The sequence below is a fragment of the Mesotoga sp. H07pep.5.4 genome, assembly GCF_003664935.1.
In the GTDB taxonomy this organism is placed as follows: domain Bacteria; phylum Thermotogota; class Thermotogae; order Petrotogales; family Kosmotogaceae; genus Mesotoga; species Mesotoga prima.
In genome coordinates, this window is the sequence record NZ_JFHM01000031.1 from 124,369 (window position 1) to 143,065 (window position 18,697).

Genomic DNA, 18,697 nt, shown 5'->3' on the forward strand with positions numbered 1-18,697 from the left:
GATACTTATTTGAGAGAGTTTATTTTGGTCGTCTTTGTTCTACTTTTTTCTATCGTTTCTTTAGCGGTAACGGGTTACGACAAATTTATTCATTATTCTGTAAGTTATTCCGCCTATGGCCTTTCAAGTTACTTCTTGGGTGACATAGGCGGTTTTGTTTTCTCCGCCTCTCTCGGGGTGGGAAAGGAAATCTGGGATTGGTTTTCCGGGAAAGGTACGGCGGAGTACGGAGACCTGATAGCCGATTTCGCCGGAATAATCTCCGCTTACAGTCTCACCAAGCGTCTTCCGTTCAGACCCTTGCTAGTATTCGTATTGGTGTTCTAGAATTTAAGCAGCTCTGAAATTTCGTTCTAGTCCAGTAACTCAACGGGAATAGATAGAGAGTGTTTTTTCGCAAGTGAGACAAGTGAGTCTTTTGTCTTCTGGTCTAAATCTATGCCCGAAGTCACAGCTCTCTCTCTTGCCATAGCCTCTTTCTCTCCGTGGTAGTAGATTTTGTTATGACCGTCGGCCTTCTTGCTTGAAACGACCCCATCCACTATGTGTTCGAGATGTTCTATAAGGGAAGATCGATCACCGAAGAGCTCCAGGCTGAAGCATCCGAAGAAGTGAGAGACACCTGCTTGAGAGCCGGAATAAGTTTCGGCACTCCATCTACCCAAAGAGAGACCGGCAGACAAGAGATCGACGAGAAGGGCCATACCATAGCCCTTGTGACCACCAAAATCCTCTTCGGATCCTCCCAAAGGAAGAATACCTCCGGGGTTTCGACTGTTGAAGTTGTTCAAAACCCTTCTGGGAGAGGTTGTGTTTCTACCTGTTTCATCCACTGCCCAGCCATTTGGAATATCTCTTTCCACCCTATCGTAAACCTCTAATTTTCCCCTGGTCACAACGCTAGTAGCCATATCCAGTATAAGATTCTTTTTCAGCCCAGGAATTGCTACTGAAAAGGGATTTGTGCCAAGAACGGCCTCCTTCCCGAAAGTCGGAACGACGAGAGGGTAGCTGTTGGTCATTGCTATTCCTATCATCTTTTCTGAAAGCGCTTTTTCGGAATAATAGGCTGAGATGCCATAGTGATTCGAGTTTCTAACTGAAACAAGACCAATCATCGATTCTTTCGCTTTTCTTATTGCAAGATCCATCGCGTAGTTGGAAACACATTGTCCTGGACCGCCATTACCGTCAACTGTGGCCGAAACCGGAGTATCATGTACTATCGATGGCTCGGAATCTAGCAGAATATTTCCGCTATCTCTTTCCTTAATGTATCTACCAAGTCTTGCGACACCGTGTGAAGGAATGCCACGCAAATCAGCTTCCAACAAAACGTCCACTATTTCATGAGCGGCCTCTATGCCGAAATTCTCGGAAAGAAGAATCTCTTCGCAGAGCTTCCTGAGGTTTTCATATGCTACGGGTTTACCCATAATTATCTAGTCCTTTCAAAGTAGTTCCTTGCTATTTTTGAATACAGCCTACGGGCCACATGAACTTCTTCAAGTTCCACATATTCGTTCGACCTGTGTGCCATTGAGGGACTTCCGGGACCTAGTACTACCGTCTCAATCCCTTGCGATGCAGTAAAGGCGCCATCAGTAAAATAGGTCATCGTGAGCTCTTCTGCGTTCATAGCCTTCTCTTTAAGCACTTCTTTAACAGATTCGGTGAGATTGCCGGAAGAGGAGAAAGACTCCCTGCTGAGCAATATGATTTTCTCTGATTGATTGTATTTGCATAGAACGGAATCTACCAGAGCGATGATTTCTGCAGAATCTGTGTTCTCTGCAAAACGAATGTCGATAACACATTCGGCCTCATCGGGAACGGTATTTTCTTTCGATCCACCTCGAATGATGTTCAGGCTCTCAGTAAGCCCTTCTATTTTCCCGAGAACCTGAGAAAGCTCAGTGTAGGCACTGAAAAGCCTTGTAACTGCGTTGATTCCGTTTTGCGGTTGCGAACCGTGCGCTGATTTGCCTCTGAATTTCAGTTTAAGCCATATCGCCCCTTTTTCACCTGTCGCAAGTCTCAAGGAGGTAGGCTCGCCAATGATTACGCCTGAAACGTCAAAGGTTTGATGCTCGAGAAAATGGCGTATCCCTGAGCAGCCGACTTCTTCATCACAGGTCGCAACGAGCGCAACATTCCCAGAAAAATCGCTGTCTTCCGAAAGATCTATTAGAGCTGCAGTTAGCGCGCTTAACCCGCCCTTCATGTCTGCTGAACCCCTCGCAAACAACTTGCCGTCTACAAGTTCCGGTTTGAAGGGATCCGAGTCCCAGTTTGATCCGGCCGGTACCACGTCCATGTGACCGGACAGGAGAAGGTAAGGTAAGGCCTGGTCTCTTTGAAGTCTTGCGACAAGATTTGAGCGATTCTCTGCGACTTTCTGTATCTCAATATGAACGTTCCTGTCTACAAGCACTCTCTGAAGAATCTCAACGGCTCGATCTTCGTTTCCAGGAGGATTTGTTGTATTTGCGCTGCAAAGCTCTAGCAGAAGCTTTTCGAGTTCCTTATCGCCCAATTTCATAATTTGATTCCCACATTCCAGATCGAGTAATCATCCTGCCCCAGAACCTCTGCTTTTGTCAGTTCACCGTTTGCAATCCTTAATACAAGATCGAACAACTTCCTTCCACTCTCTTCCAGAGTCTCTTCCCCATAGATGATCGTGCTGCAGTCGAAGTCGATATTGTCACTCATCTTTTTTGCGGTCTGACGGTTTCCAGTAATCTTTATGACCGGGGCTATCGCGTGGCCGGTAGGGGTCCCCTGCCCTGTTGTGAAGAGCACGACTGTTGCTCCGCCCGCCACCATACCAGTAACGGATTCAACGTCATATCCTGGAGTATCCATAAGATAAAGACCGGGTTCAGCATCAACTACCTCACCATACTCTTTTACACCAACAATGGGGACTTTACCTCCCTTTATCATGGCTCCGAGAGACTTTTCTTCGAGAGTAGTCAAACCTCCCCTGACATTTCCGGGAGAGATGTTGTTAGGAACGTTCTCTTTGTCAACTACATCGCGACTGTTCTTGAGACTTTCGTCAATCATTCTCTGGAGCATTTTGGTGAACCGCTGCTTCATGGACTCATCAGACATTCTTTCGAAGAGCAAGTGCTCCGCGCCTACCAGTTCAGTGGTTTCAGATAGTATTACCCTTCCTTTCTTTTTCGCCAAAAAGTCGGCTACCTGACCTACTACCGGATTGGCGGAAAGACCTGACGAGAAGTCAGAACCCCCGCATTCCATTCCCAATACAAGCGATGACAGTGAAACTTCTTTGCGTTCGATTTTGGAAACTTCCTTCACCATATCCTTTACAATCGCTATTCCTCTTTCTATTGCTTCAACGGTTCCATAGTCCTGGATCATGATTACCTCGGCAGGTTTGCCATGATCTTGAATTATGTCTCTAAGCTCGTGAGGAGAGACTCTCTCACATCCTAGCCCGACTACGAGAACGGCGGCTATGTTCGGGTTCAGAGCAGTATTTATCAATGTCCTTCTGGTCTGTTTGAAATCGTCGCCAAGTTGTGCGCAGCCTTGGTTATGGCTTGCCACAACCGATCCGGGAACCGCGGACGAAATTCTTCTTGCAACATTTGCCGAGCAGAGAACACTTGGCAGAACTAAAACGTGGTTCCTGACCCCTGCACTTCCATCACTTCTTAGGTACCCCTTGAAAGTCTCCATGGTTTCGGCTTAAGCCCGTTCACCTCCCTCTTTGATCTCGGTTCTTTCACTAGCAACATTCTGGATGTGAACATGCTGACCAGTAGCTATATCTGCAGTTGCTACACCTATTTTGTTGTCGTATTTGATTATTCTCTCTTTCTTTCTGATGTCTCTAACGGCTATTTTGTGCCCGAAAGGAATTTCCTCCTTTGCAACTATCGTTCCCACTTGAGAGGTGCCCTTCATCTCGATCTCTTCGCCTTTAGCGACTTTCTCGAGCACCGTAGCGACATTGTCGTTAACGGATAGCATGATGGCCTGTTTCATCGTTAATCCTCCAATTCAACAAAGCTTCCTCTAGCAGTATATTCAACGTTGTTTGATCCTAGAATAGAACAAATCATACCCATTGAATGTATCAGATGAGTTTCCAGTGCGTTCGAGGCCTTTTCCAGGTCTCCCTCGAGAATTCCTTGAGCGATCTTGAAGTGTTCCTCCATTTCGCAGATGATCCAATCCTTCTGCTGTTCAAGAAGATAGTACTTTATAACGTTACGCATTCTCGTAATGAGAATCGAGATTTTGGACATCATTTCAATCAGGTATTCATTGTTGCAGTTGCTCAAAATCTCTCTGTGCAACCTATAATCTATGTCATATGGGACGTTATTCTTTGTCTCTTCCGGTTCCGCAAGATGCTTCCGCATTCTCACTATTAGGTTAGATATCGTTTCCCTATCGATGCGAAAGATCGATTCACTCAACGCAAGCTTCTCCAGCACAAGTCTTATTGGGAAGAGCTTCCTCACATCCTCTTCAAGAATCTCCTTAACGTAGAAACTCTTTGCAATTCCAGGTGCTACCAAACCGTCTTCCTTTAGTTTGTGGAGAGCCCCCCTGACTGGAGTTGAAGAAACCCCGTAGATTCTCTTCAGCCGATCTATCGTAAGCCTCGAACCTGGGGGAATTTCCAGCTCTACTATGCTGTTTCTGATCGATCTGTAAAGTTGGTATTGGATTCCATGAAAATGGTTTGTGTCTGCCGATCTATTCAAAACGATCCCTCCTTGAGAAGAGACAACTCTCTCAAAAAGATTCTGGTGTCATTCAGGGTTTCGATCTGATCTTCATCACAGAAGACCTCTACACTGAAGTTTCTTCTATATCCGGACTGTGTCAACAAGTTGAGGAATTTGTGAAAATCTATCGTTCCTTGGCCAAGAGGTTTGTGATTGGAATCGGCAAGGTGGACGTGTTTCACTAATCCAATATTAGAGCTCACAAATGAAGAGTCCACCTCTTCATTAAAATGGTCCGAATCGACGAGAATACCATAACTGCTAAGCCCTCTCGTCTCGAAGAAATCGGCGGCTTCTTGACAGTTGTTCAGAATCGGGCAGACCACCTTCCGGAGAGGTTCAATTAGAACTGAAAGCCCTTCGAGTTCATTCTTAACGAAAGTATCGATCTCTGTAAGAGACTCGGCCAGCCGGTCGAGGGACTTCTGAAGGCCATCCGACCATATAACACCTCTCAGTCTCCCGATATTTAGATCTACGCCCAGTTCATAAGCCTTTCTCGCCGCCGACATGAATGAATTGACAGCTCTTCTTCTCTCACTGATATCGATATGATTCAGATAGAGACCGGCCGTTCCTGCCATTTCCCCGGTGCAAAGAAATATACATTTTGCGGAGTGCTCCCTCTCCAGACGTTTGACCTTCTCTATCTCTACTTTGCCTGGATCGGCAATCATAAGTTCAAAGAATCTGAACCCGGCTTCGACTAACGCCGGAATCGTTTCTTCAAGCCTCCCCGTCAGGCCGGTAACCTTTGCGCCGGCCGGAATATCGTCATTGGCTACCATAAAACTCACTGCCATAAAGCTCACCTCATCCCGCTGCGCTGACAATTGCTATAGAAAGAGACGCCATTTTCGCAAATTCGTCGTCGCTTCTCGAAGTGAGAACGACTGGAAATCCCGTTCCAATAAGTAGACCAGCAGTTCTCGACTTGCCCAGATGGACAAGTCCCTTTATAAGATTTGCCGCCGATTCGAGATTTGAACAGACTAGAATATCGGCATCCCCTCCCACTTCCGACTGGATCCCCTTATTCAGGGCCGCCTCCTTTTTCAGAGCCGTATCGAGAGGCATTGGTCCGTCCACAAGACATTCTCCAAACTCGCCCCTCTCGGCCATTTTCGAAAGTACGGCCGCTTCAATGAGATCTCTATTAGTTACCGATATTCTCTCGTTGATACCAATCACTGCAATCTTAGGACATTTCAGGCCTATCGATCTCGCAAAACCTGCCGCGTTTCGAAGTATCTCAGCTTTTTCTCTCAGATCAGGAGCTACGTTTACCGTTCCATCCGTTATGAAGAGTAGTTTTGGGTGCTCCGGAATCTCCATACAGGATATATGGCTTATCAACCTACCGGCAGTCTTTACATTTTCGCTCCTGAATAAAGTTCTTAGAAACACCGCCGTATTGATGTTTCCCTTCATCAAGACGGCTGGCGTTTCCCCATTTACCGAGCCTGCCGCTCGTGATGCGTTTTCCTCTTCCGTCTCACCTTCAACTATTTGAACCTCCTTCAAGAATTCTGCTGGTGTAATCTCGCTTATCTTTTCGAAACTACCGTACATAGTCACTTCGATCTTGCTGTTCGATTCGGCGATCGACCTTATTGCTTCAACGGTTGATTTATCATGTGGTTGAACGCAGAGTATCCTTATTTTTTTGTCCAGGTCTTTTACTTTATGCGTAAAAACGGAAAGGGAACTAATCATCTCTCTCACCTCAGTAATCCAGAGCCTCTTCAGATCCGCTAATAACTCTGTGGGCTCCTTCCGCAAGGCTTTCCATCTCATATTCGCCAGGGAAGAGAAGGACTCTGAACCCCTTGAGTTTGGAAAGAAGCCTCTCCCTTACGAAATCACATTTCACCACGCCGCCTGTCAAGGCAAGAGCATCTGGAAATCCATCAAAAACTGCTAGAAGGCTGTAAGAATACTTGGCGATATTATAGATATATGCTTCGAGAGGGGCGCTGTCGATTTCTTCTTTCATTACCCTTCTTGCTATACTTTCGACGTCGCGCATTCCATAGTGAGAGAATAGTCCTCCCCGGTGAGTTAGGTAGTCCAGATAGTCGTCCCGCTCTCGAGCAAACTCCGCCAGTTCATGGGAGGGCAACGCGCCGGCTCTTTCCACAGAAAAGGGTCCCTCTTTATCGCTATTATAGAGATCTACCATCCTCCCATTCGAATGAGCGCTCACCGAGGATCCGCCTCCAAGATGAGCAACTATAAGCTTGGCATCTTCATAATTCTTGCCCAGTTTTGTCGCTGCTTTTCTCGCGACAGCCTTCATGTTCAGCGCGTGCGAAAGCGAATTTCTTCTTATTTCGTTTATTCCCGTGTATCTCGCCCACTCGGCCAGTTCATCAACACTTATCGGGTCGACAGTGAACGCCTGGATTCCAAACTCCTCGGCCATTTCTGATGCTATGACTACTGCTGTGTTTGCCGGGTGCATTCCCTGGAGTCCGCGCCTGGCATCATCAACCATCTCTTTATTAACCCTATATACGCCTGACTCGAGAGGTTTCAGCCGACCGCCCCGTGCTGCGACGGCGGCTAAATCGGAAGGTCTCACCCCGTTTAAATCAAGTTCCTTTACAATCTGTCGCTTCCTTATTGTATACTGATCGGGAAAGAGAGGAAGATCAAGCATGTCGTCATCAAGTGGAATAGTCTTTTTGAATACTTCTTCAGTATCCCTGAAGACCGCAACCTTTGTTGATGTGGATCCCGGATTTATTACAAGAATCAGGCTCATTTCATGAAGTCTCCCACTATCCTCTTGAATTCATCGATCTCAAGAACTGTGTTTCTAATGCGGCCTTCTTTTCGAACGATTTCCGTCAGCTCTTCAATTTGATCTTCATTAGCCTCTATTCCGAGTCTCTTCAGCCAGTATTTTATGCTTGCCTGGCCGCTGAAGGCACCAAGTTTGACCTGTATTTCTCCCATACCGACCAGCGAAGGGAGGTACGGAGTCATTGCTGCGTTTATTCCTGCTTTATTCAACTTGTCTATTGCATCGACTACAATGCCTGATTCAACCCAGAAAAGGCGCTTGCCTACGACGGGTTTGTTGTTTGCGACCTGAATTTTCGAGATGTCCTCAACCAGTCTTGAAGTGTAGCCGATTTTCGATAGATCAATACCGGTATCTATGCCCATTAGCAGCTTAAGACCGGCAGCCACTTCCTCGGTGGCCACGTTTCCGGTTCTTTCGCCAAGGCCGTTTATTGAGCTATGAATGCCCGATACGCCTGCCCTCACTGCGGCGAAAACAGATCCCATTGCAAGGCCAAATTCGTTGTGTACGTGGAATTCAAAGGGAATGTCGGGAATAGCCTTTCTAAGTTCAGAGAAGATGAATTCGATTGCAAATGGCGAGGCGACACCAAAACTGTCTACGAAGACCATACTTTCCGGCTTCGCCTGCTTAGCCACTTCTGTGAATATCTTAAGAACGTAGTCGAATGAAGATCTTGTCGCATCCCATCCCATGAAAGTAGGCTTCATGCCCTGTTCCTTTGCGTAAAGTATTGCCGAAACTACTCTGTCCACGAGCTTTTCGGGGGAGACTCCATACACGAGTTCATTGTCATAAGGATTAACTGCGTGCTCAATAACCACCCGGGTAGCACCACAATCAAGAGACTCGTCTATGTCTTTTTTCAAAGACCTTGCAAAGGGAACGATCTCTGAGTCGAGCTTCATATCGACTAGCCTTCTTATTGCTCTCTTGTTCTCATCCGATACAATCGGCATTCCCACCTCTATGGATTTGACACCTAGTTCGTTAAGTGCAACCCCTATTCTTACCCTCTGATCCTCGTTCCATGTAAGGCCACAGGTCTGTTCACCGTCTCTGAGAGTGACATCGTGTATGTAGATACTGTCTTTTGCGTCTTTTCCCCTTATTTTGTTTTCGTAGTTTAGAGGGCAGACCCAACGGGAATCGTCGAAGTATGGCGTTCCGTTCAATTTCATGTACTCAAGGTCTTTTGGTTTCATGCTATACCTCCTCAGTAGTTATCTCTGGCAACACGAGTGAGTTCTGAAGGACAGAAACACTCTTGCCAGGACAAATCAATCGGTCAACTACAGATTGAATATCTGGATTGACACGTAATCCTAGCTCATCAAATTTCTCAGCAAACTTTGTGTCGCTGACAATGTGAACCTTCTTCTTCTGCAGTACTTTTCTTACGGCGTAAGCCGCTACATAAGCGAGGGGATCTTCGGTGGTTATCATATCGAGTTTCTCTAGAATTTCATTTGCCTCAAGTTTTAAGAGAGAAGCGAAAAGTGGATGGTCTCCAAAACCCTCGTCAAGTGAAGAAACCATAACGATATCCCCACCATCTTTGGTAATCAAGTCCGACGTGTACAGAGCCTTGCCGCATTGCCAGAAATCAGTTACAGAAGGAAAGGAAGAAATGACCGTAACATCTGTCCTTTCGCGATACTGCCGAAGAAGCTGCTTTCTCGCGAGCTCTACCCCTTTTCTGAGGGCTAGCACGTGGTTCCCCGCAACGGTCCCGGCAGTTGATCCGTTAATATCGTAGTAGAAATTTATAATGAAATCAAGCCCTACTCGACTTCCGGTTTCGTCTATCAGCTCTCTGAATTCATTTTCAAATACTCCCACGTCTGCCTTGCTTTTCAATATTGCCATTCTGTGAGATTTGAAGACACTTTCATATGAGGCGACTCCCGGAAGGACTATCTTTGCCCCTCCCGACCAACCGGAGAATCTGTGAGGAACAATGGAACCTATTCCAACTGTGAGGTCGGCCTCTATAGCTTCATTTACTTGAATCGGTACCTCAAGAAACTCCCCGAAATCTTTCATCTTGGCAGTCTCTTCGGCTTTATGCTGAACGATTCTTGTATCTGAAGAGAATACTCCGAACTTTTCTTGAAGCTCTTCGGGTTTCATCTGCCTGTGGGTTCCGGTAGCGATAAGGAGAGAAACTTTGTCCCACGAAATTCCGCGACTTTCGAAGAGTTTTCTTAGAAGGTCCAGAGTTTCCAGTACGGGTGAATGCCTCGTGTGGTCTTCCACAATAAACACGATACTTTTTGCTGACTCCGCGAGACTAGTAAGTGGTGCAGTGCCGATCGGCACTGAAATCGATTCGGTTAAGGAGCTTCCGGCTTCAGCCGGCTCAGCGGAAATCGCGGGAAGTATTACTTGACCCGCGGGCACTTCCAACTTGACTCTTCTCCCTTCTCTGTAATCTAAGGAAAACTCCATCTTACTTGCCACCAAAGTACATTTCGCGGATTCGCTCGTCGCTTTTCACTTCGTCAACCGAGCCTTCAAGCTTTATTTGACCTTGAGAAACTATGTAGACTCTGTCGCTCATTGGAAGTGAAAGCTTTGCGTTCTGTTCGACTATCAGCATCGTAAGGCCAGTATCCTTGACAAATTTCTTCAGGGTCTCGAATATTCTTTTGACGATTACCGGCGCGAGACCCATCGATGGTTCGTCGATCATCATAATTACCGGATCGGACACGATCGCTCTTCCTATAGCAAGCATTTGCTGCTCTCCTCCGGAAAGAGTACCTGCCATCTGGTTCTTTCTAGATTTAAGCTCGGAAAAGAGTTCGTAAACTCTCTCAATGTTTGGGCGAGCCTTAGAAAGCCCGACTCTGGTGGCGGCGACTTCTAGGTTCTCTTGCACGGAGAGCTCCGCGAAAACCTGTCTTCCTTCCGGAACGTGAATAACTCCAAGTCTAGTAATCTTGTGGGGAGCAAGATGCTGGATCTCCTCGCCGTTCAGTAGAATTTTGCTGCCGGGTTCAGAACCGACCAGTCCAGAGATGCTCTTCAAGAGAGTTGTCTTTCCCGCTCCGTTTGGGCCTAGCACGGAAACAACTTCTCCTTTCATCACCTTAATAGATACTCTTCTGAGAGCAGGAACTTCATTGTAGGAGACAGATAGGTCTCTCGTTTCAAGCAAAGTCATAATCAATCCTCCCCCAGATAGGCTTTGAGAACAAGCGGATCTTTTTCTATTACATCAAAGGTACCTTTGGCGATTATCTGGCCAAAGTTCAGAACATATACCCAGTCGGCCACAGCCTTGATGAAGTCCATAGTATGTTCCACGAGCAGAGTCGTTATACCTTTCTCTTTGAGAATCATCATCAGGTTCATTATCACTTTGAACTCATCTCTAGTCATTCCTGCGGCAGGCTCGTCGAGGAAAATCAACTGAGGTTCCAGAGCTAAAGCTCTTGCAATCTCTAGACAACGCCGTAATCCATATGCCATGCCCTTCGGGGAATCATAAGCATTATCCTCAAGACCCACGAGCTCCAAAAGTTCCATGGCCTTTTCTCTGTTCTCTTTTTCTTCCTTTCTGAAACTCGGAGTTCCTAGAACTACGCTCAAAGGGCCGGATTTATAGAAAGACTTTCTGGCGACAAGTACGTTCTCAATCACTGAGAGATTCTCGAAGAGTCGAATCTTCTGGAAGGTTCTTGCAATACCCAACCTGCTAATCCTGTTTATTTCCATCCCCGTTATGTCCTGATCCTTGAAATATACCTTTCCACTTGTGATAGGGTGTACTCCCGTTACAACATTAATGAACGTTGTTTTGCCCGAGCCGTTGGGACCGATTAAGGCTGTGATCTCGCCTTCGGGAATCCCTATTGACAGATCATTGTTAGCCACAACTCCTCCGAATCTCTTGGTCATATTTTCAGTTCTGAGAATGTCCATTTTCACCCCACCTTACAACGTCTTTGTGTTGTTTCTCTTTACCCTGAAAACCTTTCTGAATAAGCTTTCTAGGATAGGGCCAAGTCCCATAGGCATAAATATTACGATGACAATCACTATTAGAGAAGTGACCATTAGATAGTAATTTTCCCAGCCTCCAAATCTCAGAAACTCGGGAAGAAGCGTAAGACCTATTCCGCCAACAACTCCACCACTCATGTGCCTAAGACCGCCCACGACGGCCATGGCGACGAAATTTGAGGATTCAAAAAAGGTGAATGGTTCGGGTGAGAGAAAACCGGCTAGATGAGCATACAGTGCTCCCGCCAGTCCCGCTAATCCTGCAGAAAAGCCAAAAGCTGCGATCTTGAGCTTTTTCGTAGATATTCCACAAGTCTCGGTAGCAACGTCATCATCATTCATAGCCAGCATAGCTCTACCAAAGTGCGAGTGTTTTATGCGGAACATAATGAAAACTGAAAGGAGCAATAACCCTCCAAATAGCCAAAAGACCTGCCCAAAGGATAGCATCTCGCCCCCAAACGAATAGAATGGAATTCCAAAGAATCCGTAAGGACCACCTGTGATTGGCGTTAAGTTTATTACCAGCATCCAGACTATCTGGCCGAATGCAATGGTTACAAGAGATAAGAAAAAGGCCTTGAGTTTGAATGATGGAATACTTAACAGGAATCCAGCAATAACGCTAATCACTATACCGGCAATTACGCCAACAACGATCGGCATCCCAAGCTTGACCGTGAAATAAGCGGAGGAGTAGGCACCAATGGCATAGAAACCGGCCTGCCCTAGTGAGATTTGACCAGCGAACCCTGTGAGAAAAACTAATCCAGTGGCAAGAATCGCATGAATTAACGCTCTGTTCATAAGGTAAAGATGGTACGAGTTCTTCACAAAAAGCGGGAACAGTATTATTAGTAGAATTGCTCCTATTACGAAAATCGTCTTCTTCATCTTGTGCCCCCTATATCTTCTTTCTCTTCCAGTTGAATATCCCGGAAGGTTTCAGTATCAGAACGGCTACAAGAACCGAGAAGGAAATTACGTCTCTATATGTTGAAGAGATATAGAGGGTCGAGAAGTTTTCGAGTAAACCAAGAGATATTCCTCCGAGTATCGTTCCATAAGGGTTTGTCAATCCGCCCAGTACTGCCGACGCAAAACCTTTGACCCCTATAGAACCTCCTCCAAGTTCAAGAGAGACAAAGTAAATAGGCGCAAGGAGTATTCCGGCAATTCCCACGACGACTGTCGCCAGAATGAAGGATAGAGAGGTCGTTACCTTCACGTCGATTCCCATGAGAGCTGCCGCTTCTCTATTTTGAGCAGCTGCACGGAATGATTTTCCAATAAGTGTTTTGTTAAGTATAAAATAGATGAAAACCATCAGAATTGCAATTACAAGATAGATGTTCAAGTAGAGAGAGGGAATTCTTATGCCACCGAGTGAAATGAAGTCGTTGCTTCCTCCGAATACCGGCGGGAAGGGTTTTGGTAGAGCCCCATAAGTTACAATTATAAAGTTGAGCCAAAAAGTGCACAGCATAAGTGTGGCAACGACGAATTCGAGACGCCCACCGCCCCTCTTTCTGATTGGCTCATAGATGAATATTCTGAGCCCCAATCCATATAGCCCTATGATGGCTACAGACAAGACAAATGATATGAAGAACCCCAAATTTAGTTGAGTATAGAAACTGTAAAATAAATAAGCCGCCAACATTGCCGACGATATGTTAGCAAAGTTTATTCTTGAGATCGTCAACCAGAGGAAAACTACGCCGAGTCCTACGAGTCCATATGTGGCACCGATCGAAGCCCCCGAAACTATGTTTTGGAGAATGTCTTGAAGCATTGTTCACACTCCTTCTAGGGAAGTAAACGGGAGGTAGGCAGGACGCCCCCTCCCGCAAAGAGGCTTAGTACAACTTAGTGATTATCTGCCAGTCTTTTCCGTCGAACTGGGAGATTAGACAGACGTTTGTGAAGTTGTGGTGTTCGTCGCACTTGAGTTCGCCCTGAACACCGACGATGTTCGCTTCATTCGCAAGGTATTCAGCAAGCTTAGTACCGTCAGTTCCAACATTCTTGAGTGCATCTGCCAGAAGGTACATTCCGTCATAGTAAGCCTGTCCAGGGTCGCTTGGTTCCTTGCCATCCCATCTGGCCTTATAGGCTTCAACAAATGCCTGAACTGCAGGATCGGGATCTATTGGATTGAATCCCTGAACGGAGTATACGCCAATCGCCGCTTCCGGCGCTAGATCTGTAAACGCAGGAACGCCCCATGCAGAGAACCCAATTATGGGGACATCGATCTGCAACTGTCTGAGTTGATTTACTGTTACAGCAGCCTCAGATTCGTGTGTAAGTCCTATCAATCCATCGAACCCGGCGTTCTTTAGTTTCAGAAGCTGACCAGTTGCATCCTTGTCGCCTTCCTTGATCTGCTCCATTGCGACTATTTCGATTCCGTACTTCGGGAACTCCTCTTTAGCAACATCGAGAGCTGCAAGACAGTAATCGGTCGAGCCATAGATAACTCCGGGCTTCTCAATGCCCAACTCCTCTACTGCATATTTCACGAGCTGAATGACTTTGACTTTGTCATCCGCCCTGAGTCTGAAGAGGAAGTCGTTGGGAATCACCGAATATCTGAATGAAGGGGAAGTCGCTCCGACAAGCATTGGAACCTTCGCCTGCTGTGCTAGCTGATGAACGCCAATGACTGAACTGCTCATGTTCGGTCCAAAGACGGCCACTACCTTATCCTGGAAAAGTGCTCTCCTGATAACATTTGCTGCCGTGCTTGGATTTGCCGCATCGTCATACACAACCATTTCGAGCATGTCGCCATTGATTCCTCCAGCGGCATTGATCTCTTCTAGTGCCAACTGCGCACCCATTTTGATGTAGTCGCCAAGAATCGAACCCAGTCCTGTGAATGGCGCCACAAGAGCAACCTTAATCGTTGAACCCAGCGCCGCAACCCCGATTAGCAAGACAATCGAGACTACGAGTAACCTGTTTAGCCTCATCCAAAACACCTCCATGTGCGGGACAGTATTAATTCCGCCCCGTTCTCTTAGAAGAAAGATTAATAAACGATTAACATGATGCGTTATACATTATGCACAGTATAGCATTCCTTGAGTCGATATCTTAACTCGATCATAGCCCTTAAGGATCAAATGAATTGAATTATTCTAGATTATCTTTCTCTACTTTGACTTCTCGCAAGAATAAGACATTCTTCAGGACAAGTGTGGAACGTTATTTGCACAGACTGTTTTGTTTACGGGTCATGTGTGAACCCATGTGTTCGATGACGATTATCCTTGACGTTATTGTCATTGGAGAGACCAACTTCTTTCTTCGCCTTTGCATCCATGGGTTATAATTGTTTTCGAAATTGGGCTTTGCATTGAAGGTTTCTGGGGGTGTTGTTTGTGAGAGCAGTTCAAATGGTTTGTCTTTTCCTTTTTGTCATCACATTTTCTCTATTGGTTGCCGTGGAAATTGATCTGGGCGTGAGTGCTGATATAACCCAGTCAGATGAGACGAGCCTAAGTTGTGCGCGACTTTCTCTTCTAGCCAGTGTTGGCCCACTATCTATCGATCTGCCGATTGCGCAGATTTGGCCTTCAGAAAGAAGACTTGAGCTTGCCGATCCCATGTTAAGTTATGCAGGCTTGAACCTAAAACTTCCGATAACCGTTCTTTACATAAAGGCCGGTTTGGGAGTTCAGTTGAAAGGTTTGATAGATCTAGTCGGAGGAAGTATCGAAGGATGGGATGTCCCGGCGAGAGTTAGAGCTGGTTTAGGCCTATCGGATTCTGGCCTCTTTCTTGAAGGCGGAGTAAATCTCGATTTCACACCTTCTCTCGAATCATTGAGTTTCTGTCCTTATATTGCGGCCGGATTTGTTTTCTAGCTAGATCAGGCGAAGGTGTTTACTGAATTCTTCTTCAACCTCTTGAAATGTATATTTCTCAAGCCAGGATTGCCAGCCGAATTTCAAGAAGATATTCTTTACCTGAAAGGAGTAGTTCAGAGGATCCAGATGGACTTCTTCGACTCTTTTTGATAACTCAAGTGCAACTCTTGTCGCGTCCATAGGAAGAACAGGTCCTACAAAGGCTCCCGTCTGAATTCCGTTATCTCTTAAGAAATCAATCGTCTCAAGTCTCTCTTCAAAGGAAGAAGAACCCGATTCAAGAACCTTCCTCACATCTTCTCTATCCGTTGTTATCGTTACTAAGACTTTCGCTTCGCCTTCCGCAGCCTGGAGCAAGTCCAGGTCTCTCCTTACCAAAGAGGATTTAGTCATCAAGTAGACGGGAATCCTGTGAGAGACAAGAATTCTCAGTATCGCTCTTGTGATTTCGTATCTCTTTTCGAGTTGCTGATAAGGATCACAGGTTGTTCTGAGAAAAACTGGCCACTTGGGATGTCTGATAATTTCTCTTTTCAGAAGAGATGCGAGGTTTTTTCTAACTCTCACATCCCTTCCCCATACACCTCCGTAGTTCTTGAAGGAGCCAATGAATCTAGCAAAACAGTACTTGCATCCGATGCTGCATCCAACGTAAGGATTGATAGTGAAATCTGTTAATGGAATATTAGACTTTGTTAATGCCCTTTTTGCAAGTATTTCTTCCACCATATACTAATAGATTCTACATGTTTTTCTTCTCGATAAACGATTTCCGTTAAGTGCATATCGCGCGACTTCATCCATTCTCAAGTGATATAATTAACGGAAATGGGAGGTGTTACTGTGTTGAGGGTTATCAATACTGACAAGGCGCCGGCAGCAGTTGGTCCTTATTCTCAGGCAGTTGCGGCGGGAGGTTTTCTCTTTGTTTCTGGACAGATTCCCCTCAACCCGTTGACTGGCGAAATGGTGACGGATTTTGAAGAAGCTTGTAAACAGTCACTAGACAACTTATTCTCGGTAGTCGCCGCCGGCGGGTCGAGCCCAGATAATATCGTAAAGGTCAACGTTTACGTAAGGGATATGGGTAAGTTTTCGATTCTAAATGAGATCTATGCTACTTACTTTAAGGGTCACAAACCTGCCAGAGCCGTAGTAGAGGTCTCCAACCTGCCAAAAAACGCGCCGGTAGAAATCGAGGCTGTGGCGATTATACCGTAATCAGGAGGATAGAATGGCAATTTCGATAAAACTGCCCGATGGTTCGATAAAGGAATACGAATCAGGTATAACACCGGCGGAGATTGCAAAGGACATTTCCGAGGGACTTGCAAGACGTGCTTTTGGAGCGATTGTCGACGAAGAACTTTGGGATCTTGAACGGCCCATCGAAAAAGACGCTTCGGTCAAGCTTGTCCTGGACAAAGATCCCGAGTCATCTCGTTTCTTCAGACACACTATGTCCCATATACTAGCCCAGGCGATAATGAGATTGTATGGCAAGGAGAAAGTCAAGCTAGCAATCGGGCCAACCATAGAAAATGGGTTTTATTACGACATAGATCTTGGCGAGACGAGAATCACGGAAGAGGATTTACCGAAGATTGAATCGGAGATGAACAAGATAATTAAGGAAGATCTTCCGGTTGAGAGATTCGAACTGCCTGTATCAGAAGCCATTGAACTTATGAAGAGAGAAGATCAGCCTTATAAAGTCCAGCTGATAGAGGATCTGGTTAAGGACACGGGTGCTGAAAAGGTTACTTTCTACAAGCAGGGCGAATTTGTTGACCTCTGCAGGGGTCCTCACGTTTCTTCGACTGGTAAGGTAAAGTATTTCAAGCTTACATCCGTTTCCGGTGCGTACTGGAGGGGCGACGAGAACAACAAGATGCTTCAGAGGGTTTACGGCACTGCCTTCGCAAAAAAGAGTGATCTCGAAGACTATCTGAGGATGATAGAAGAGGCAAAGAAGAGAGATCACAGGAAACTTGGCCCGGCGCTTGGTCTCTTCACAATCAATTACGAATATGCTCCGGGTATGCCTGTTTTTTTGCCTAAGGGGACGGAGATGCTTAATCAACTGCTTCAGTTTTCGAGAGAGAAGCATGTTGAAGATGGTTACAGGGAAGTTAGCACCCCTCAGATTATGTCAGATGCGCTTTGGAGAACATCTGGTCACTGGGATCATTACAGGGACAACATGTATTTCACGGAGAAAGAAGATCAGCAGTTCGCTGTCAAACCAATGAATTGCCCCGGCCACATAATTATATACAAGTCATCATCGGTAAGCTATCGTGATCTTCCGATGAAACTGTTTGAATTTGGAAAGGTTCATAGATATGAGAGATCTGGTGTCTTGCACGGGCTGTTCAGAGTCAGAGGATTTGTTCAGGATGATGCACACATATTCTGTACTCGTGAGCAGATTCAACAGGAGATAATGGGAGTAATCGATTTCGTTCAGAAAATATACTCCCCATTCAACTTCGAGTATAGAGCAGAGCTTTCGACGAGACCCGAAGATTACATGGGCGAAGTTGAGCTGTGGGATATCGCCACAAAGGCATTAGAAGATTCACTTGTGGCAAAGAAAATGGAGTTTAAGGTAAATGAAGGTGATGGAGCTTTCTATGGTCCTAAGATCGATTATCATATAAAGGATTCGCTTGGTAGGGAATGGCAGTGTGCTACAATTCAGCTTGATTTCATGATGCCCGAGCGTTTTGGGATCAAGTATGTTGGACCCGATAACGAAGAGTATCAGCCCGTCATGATTCACAGAGCGATATTCGGCTCCGTTGAGAGGTTCATGGGTATTTTGATTGAGCATTTCGCCGGAGCTTTCCCCGCTTGGCTTGCTCCTACCCAGGTTTCAGTGATCCCGATAGCCGACAGGCATGCAGAATATGCGGAATCGGTTGCGGCCGAATTAAAGTCCAGAGGTTTCAGGGTTGAAGTCGATGATCGCCAGAAGTCAACTAACTACAAGATCCGTGAGGCTCAGCTGATGAAAGTACCTTATATGATCATCGTTGGAGACAGAGAGAAAGAAGACGGGACCATATCGGTAAGGCTGAGAAGTGAGAAGGATCTGGGTTCAATTGCTCTGCAGGAATTCATGGATAAGCTTTCGCAAGAAGTCAACATGAGAAGCGCAACAAGCATTTTCGAATGATTACAAGACCCCTGCACCTCGGGGGTCTTGCTTTCGTAGC

General features: G+C 46.0%; 20 protein-coding genes. 4 read left to right on the top strand and 16 right to left on the bottom strand.

The annotated features are described in order from the left end of the window. Window positions 1–24 precede the first annotated feature (24 nt). On the top strand, window positions 25–327 hold the full coding sequence (locus Y696_RS13065) for a hypothetical protein (RefSeq protein WP_014731970.1): 303 nt from the start codon (window positions 25–27) through the stop codon (window positions 325–327). A gap of 26 nt (window positions 328–353) precedes the next feature. Here Y696_RS13065 and Y696_RS13070 read toward each other — a convergent pair whose 3' ends face one another. From Y696_RS13070 to Y696_RS13140, 15 genes are all read right to left on the bottom strand, one after another. Beyond that, window positions 354–1,436, bottom strand: coding sequence for an Ldh family oxidoreductase (locus Y696_RS13070; protein ID WP_121510752.1), 1,083 nt, complete (start codon window positions 1,434–1,436; stop codon window positions 354–356). A 2-nt stretch (window positions 1,437–1,438) separates the two neighbouring features. Then, a complete protein-coding gene (locus tag Y696_RS13075) occupies window positions 1,439–2,542 on the bottom strand; it encodes a M20 family metallopeptidase (protein ID WP_006487292.1) in 1,104 nt (367 codons plus the stop codon). Further along, complete coding sequence (locus Y696_RS13080) at window positions 2,539–3,714, bottom strand: UxaA family hydrolase (RefSeq protein WP_039882256.1); 1,176 nt, start codon at window positions 3,712–3,714, stop codon at window positions 2,539–2,541. Before Y696_RS13080 ends, Y696_RS13075 begins: the two co-directional genes overlap by 4 nt. Window positions 3,715–3,723: 9 nt before the next feature. Continuing rightward, window positions 3,724–4,023, bottom strand: coding sequence for a UxaA family hydrolase (locus Y696_RS13085; protein ID WP_014731974.1), 300 nt, complete (start codon window positions 4,021–4,023; stop codon window positions 3,724–3,726). 2 nt (window positions 4,024–4,025) lie between these two features. Next, window positions 4,026–4,751, bottom strand: a complete 726-nt coding sequence (locus Y696_RS13090) for a GntR family transcriptional regulator (RefSeq protein ID WP_006487295.1) — start codon at window positions 4,749–4,751, stop codon at window positions 4,026–4,028. Continuing rightward, window positions 4,748–5,578, bottom strand: a complete 831-nt coding sequence (locus Y696_RS13095; RefSeq protein WP_006487297.1) for a sugar phosphate isomerase/epimerase family protein — start codon at window positions 5,576–5,578, stop codon at window positions 4,748–4,750. Before Y696_RS13095 ends, Y696_RS13090 begins: the two co-directional genes overlap by 4 nt. A 10-nt stretch (window positions 5,579–5,588) precedes the next feature. Next, window positions 5,589–6,491, bottom strand: a complete 903-nt coding sequence (locus Y696_RS13100; protein ID WP_039882257.1) for a phosphate acyltransferase — start codon at window positions 6,489–6,491, stop codon at window positions 5,589–5,591. A 10-nt stretch (window positions 6,492–6,501) separates the two neighbouring features. Next, a complete protein-coding gene (buk, locus tag Y696_RS13105) occupies window positions 6,502–7,542 on the bottom strand; it encodes a butyrate kinase (RefSeq protein ID WP_006487301.1) in 1,041 nt (346 codons plus the stop codon). Continuing rightward, entirely contained in the window at window positions 7,539–8,792 is a 1,254-nt protein-coding gene (locus Y696_RS13110; protein WP_006487303.1) for a LeuA family protein, read from the bottom strand. The genes buk and Y696_RS13110 overlap by 4 nt, the downstream gene beginning before the upstream one ends. A gap of 1 nt (window position 8,793) precedes the next feature. Continuing rightward, a complete protein-coding gene (locus Y696_RS13115) occupies window positions 8,794–10,038 on the bottom strand; it encodes a lactate racemase domain-containing protein (RefSeq protein WP_006487305.1) in 1,245 nt (414 codons plus the stop codon). A gap of 1 nt (window position 10,039) precedes the next feature. Next, window positions 10,040–10,756 carry an ABC transporter ATP-binding protein gene (locus tag Y696_RS13120; protein ID WP_039882258.1) on the bottom strand — a complete coding sequence of 239 codons (717 nt, stop codon included), beginning with the start codon at window positions 10,754–10,756 and terminating at the stop codon, window positions 10,040–10,042. Between the two features lie 2 nt (window positions 10,757–10,758). Further along, complete coding sequence (locus Y696_RS13125; protein ID WP_006487312.1) at window positions 10,759–11,517, bottom strand: ABC transporter ATP-binding protein; 759 nt, start codon at window positions 11,515–11,517, stop codon at window positions 10,759–10,761. A 12-nt stretch (window positions 11,518–11,529) separates the two neighbouring features. Continuing rightward, window positions 11,530–12,492: a branched-chain amino acid ABC transporter permease gene (locus Y696_RS13130; RefSeq protein WP_006487315.1), complete on the bottom strand. Its 963-nt coding sequence runs from the start codon at window positions 12,490–12,492 to the stop codon at window positions 11,530–11,532. A 10-nt stretch (window positions 12,493–12,502) separates the two neighbouring features. Further along, a complete protein-coding gene (locus Y696_RS13135; RefSeq protein ID WP_006487317.1) occupies window positions 12,503–13,393 on the bottom strand; it encodes a branched-chain amino acid ABC transporter permease in 891 nt (296 codons plus the stop codon). Between the two features lie 64 nt (window positions 13,394–13,457). Beyond that, window positions 13,458–14,576, bottom strand: a complete 1,119-nt coding sequence (locus Y696_RS13140) for an ABC transporter substrate-binding protein (protein WP_006487319.1) — start codon at window positions 14,574–14,576, stop codon at window positions 13,458–13,460. Window positions 14,577–14,987: 411 nt separating this feature from the next. On the opposite strand from Y696_RS13140, the gene Y696_RS13145 reads away from it, so the two are divergent. Next, window positions 14,988–15,473 (top strand): hypothetical protein, encoded by a 486-nt coding sequence (locus Y696_RS13145; protein WP_006487321.1) that lies wholly within the window; start codon window positions 14,988–14,990, stop codon window positions 15,471–15,473. On the opposite strand, the gene Y696_RS13150 is transcribed toward Y696_RS13145, so the two are convergent. Next, window positions 15,474–16,205 carry a radical SAM protein gene (locus tag Y696_RS13150; RefSeq protein ID WP_006487323.1) on the bottom strand — a complete coding sequence of 244 codons (732 nt, stop codon included), beginning with the start codon at window positions 16,203–16,205 and terminating at the stop codon, window positions 15,474–15,476. Window positions 16,206–16,319: 114 nt separating this feature from the next. On the opposite strand from Y696_RS13150, the gene Y696_RS13155 reads away from it, so the two are divergent. Both Y696_RS13155 and thrS read left to right on the top strand, forming a co-directional pair. After that, complete coding sequence (locus tag Y696_RS13155; protein ID WP_006487325.1) at window positions 16,320–16,697, top strand: RidA family protein; 378 nt, start codon at window positions 16,320–16,322, stop codon at window positions 16,695–16,697. 13 nt (window positions 16,698–16,710) lie between these two features. Continuing rightward, on the top strand, window positions 16,711–18,657 hold the full coding sequence (thrS, locus tag Y696_RS13160; protein WP_006487327.1) for a threonine--tRNA ligase: 1,947 nt from the start codon (window positions 16,711–16,713) through the stop codon (window positions 18,655–18,657). The last annotated feature ends 40 nt before the right edge of the window (window positions 18,658–18,697 follow it).

Excerpts from the sequence above, each read along its gene's own strand:
- Y696_RS13135 (WP_006487317.1), bottom strand. The coding sequence starts at position 13,393 with ATGCTTCAAGACATTCTCCAAAACATAGTTTCGGGGGCTTCGATCGGT.
- Y696_RS13085 (WP_014731974.1), bottom strand. The coding sequence starts at position 4,023 with ATGAAACAGGCCATCATGCTATCCGTTAACGACAATGTCGCTACGGTG.
- Y696_RS13130 (WP_006487315.1), bottom strand. The coding sequence starts at position 12,492 with ATGAAGAAGACGATTTTCGTAATAGGAGCAATTCTACTAATAATACTG.
- Y696_RS13140 (WP_006487319.1), bottom strand. The coding sequence starts at position 14,576 with ATGAGGCTAAACAGGTTACTCGTAGTCTCGATTGTCTTGCTAATCGGG.
- buk (WP_006487301.1), bottom strand. The coding sequence starts at position 7,542 with ATGAGCCTGATTCTTGTAATAAATCCGGGATCCACATCAACAAAGGTT.
- Y696_RS13100 (WP_039882257.1), bottom strand. The coding sequence starts at position 6,491 with ATGATTAGTTCCCTTTCCGTTTTTACGCATAAAGTAAAAGACCTGGAC.
- Y696_RS13120 (WP_039882258.1), bottom strand. The coding sequence starts at position 10,756 with ATGACTTTGCTTGAAACGAGAGACCTATCTGTCTCCTACAATGAAGTT.
- Y696_RS13095 (WP_006487297.1), bottom strand. The coding sequence starts at position 5,578 with ATGGCAGTGAGTTTTATGGTAGCCAATGACGATATTCCGGCCGGCGCA.
- Y696_RS13080 (WP_039882256.1), bottom strand. The coding sequence starts at position 3,714 with ATGGAGACTTTCAAGGGGTACCTAAGAAGTGATGGAAGTGCAGGGGTC.
- Y696_RS13115 (WP_006487305.1), bottom strand. The coding sequence starts at position 10,038 with ATGGAGTTTTCCTTAGATTACAGAGAAGGGAGAAGAGTCAAGTTGGAA.
- Y696_RS13150 (WP_006487323.1), bottom strand. The coding sequence starts at position 16,205 with ATGGTGGAAGAAATACTTGCAAAAAGGGCATTAACAAAGTCTAATATT.
- Y696_RS13075 (WP_006487292.1), bottom strand. The coding sequence starts at position 2,542 with ATGAAATTGGGCGATAAGGAACTCGAAAAGCTTCTGCTAGAGCTTTGC.
- Y696_RS13110 (WP_006487303.1), bottom strand. The coding sequence starts at position 8,792 with ATGAAACCAAAAGACCTTGAGTACATGAAATTGAACGGAACGCCATAC.
- Y696_RS13070 (WP_121510752.1), bottom strand. The coding sequence starts at position 1,436 with ATGGGTAAACCCGTAGCATATGAAAACCTCAGGAAGCTCTGCGAAGAG.
- thrS (WP_006487327.1), top strand. The coding sequence starts at position 16,711 with ATGGCAATTTCGATAAAACTGCCCGATGGTTCGATAAAGGAATACGAA.
- Y696_RS13125 (WP_006487312.1), bottom strand. The coding sequence starts at position 11,517 with ATGGACATTCTCAGAACTGAAAATATGACCAAGAGATTCGGAGGAGTT.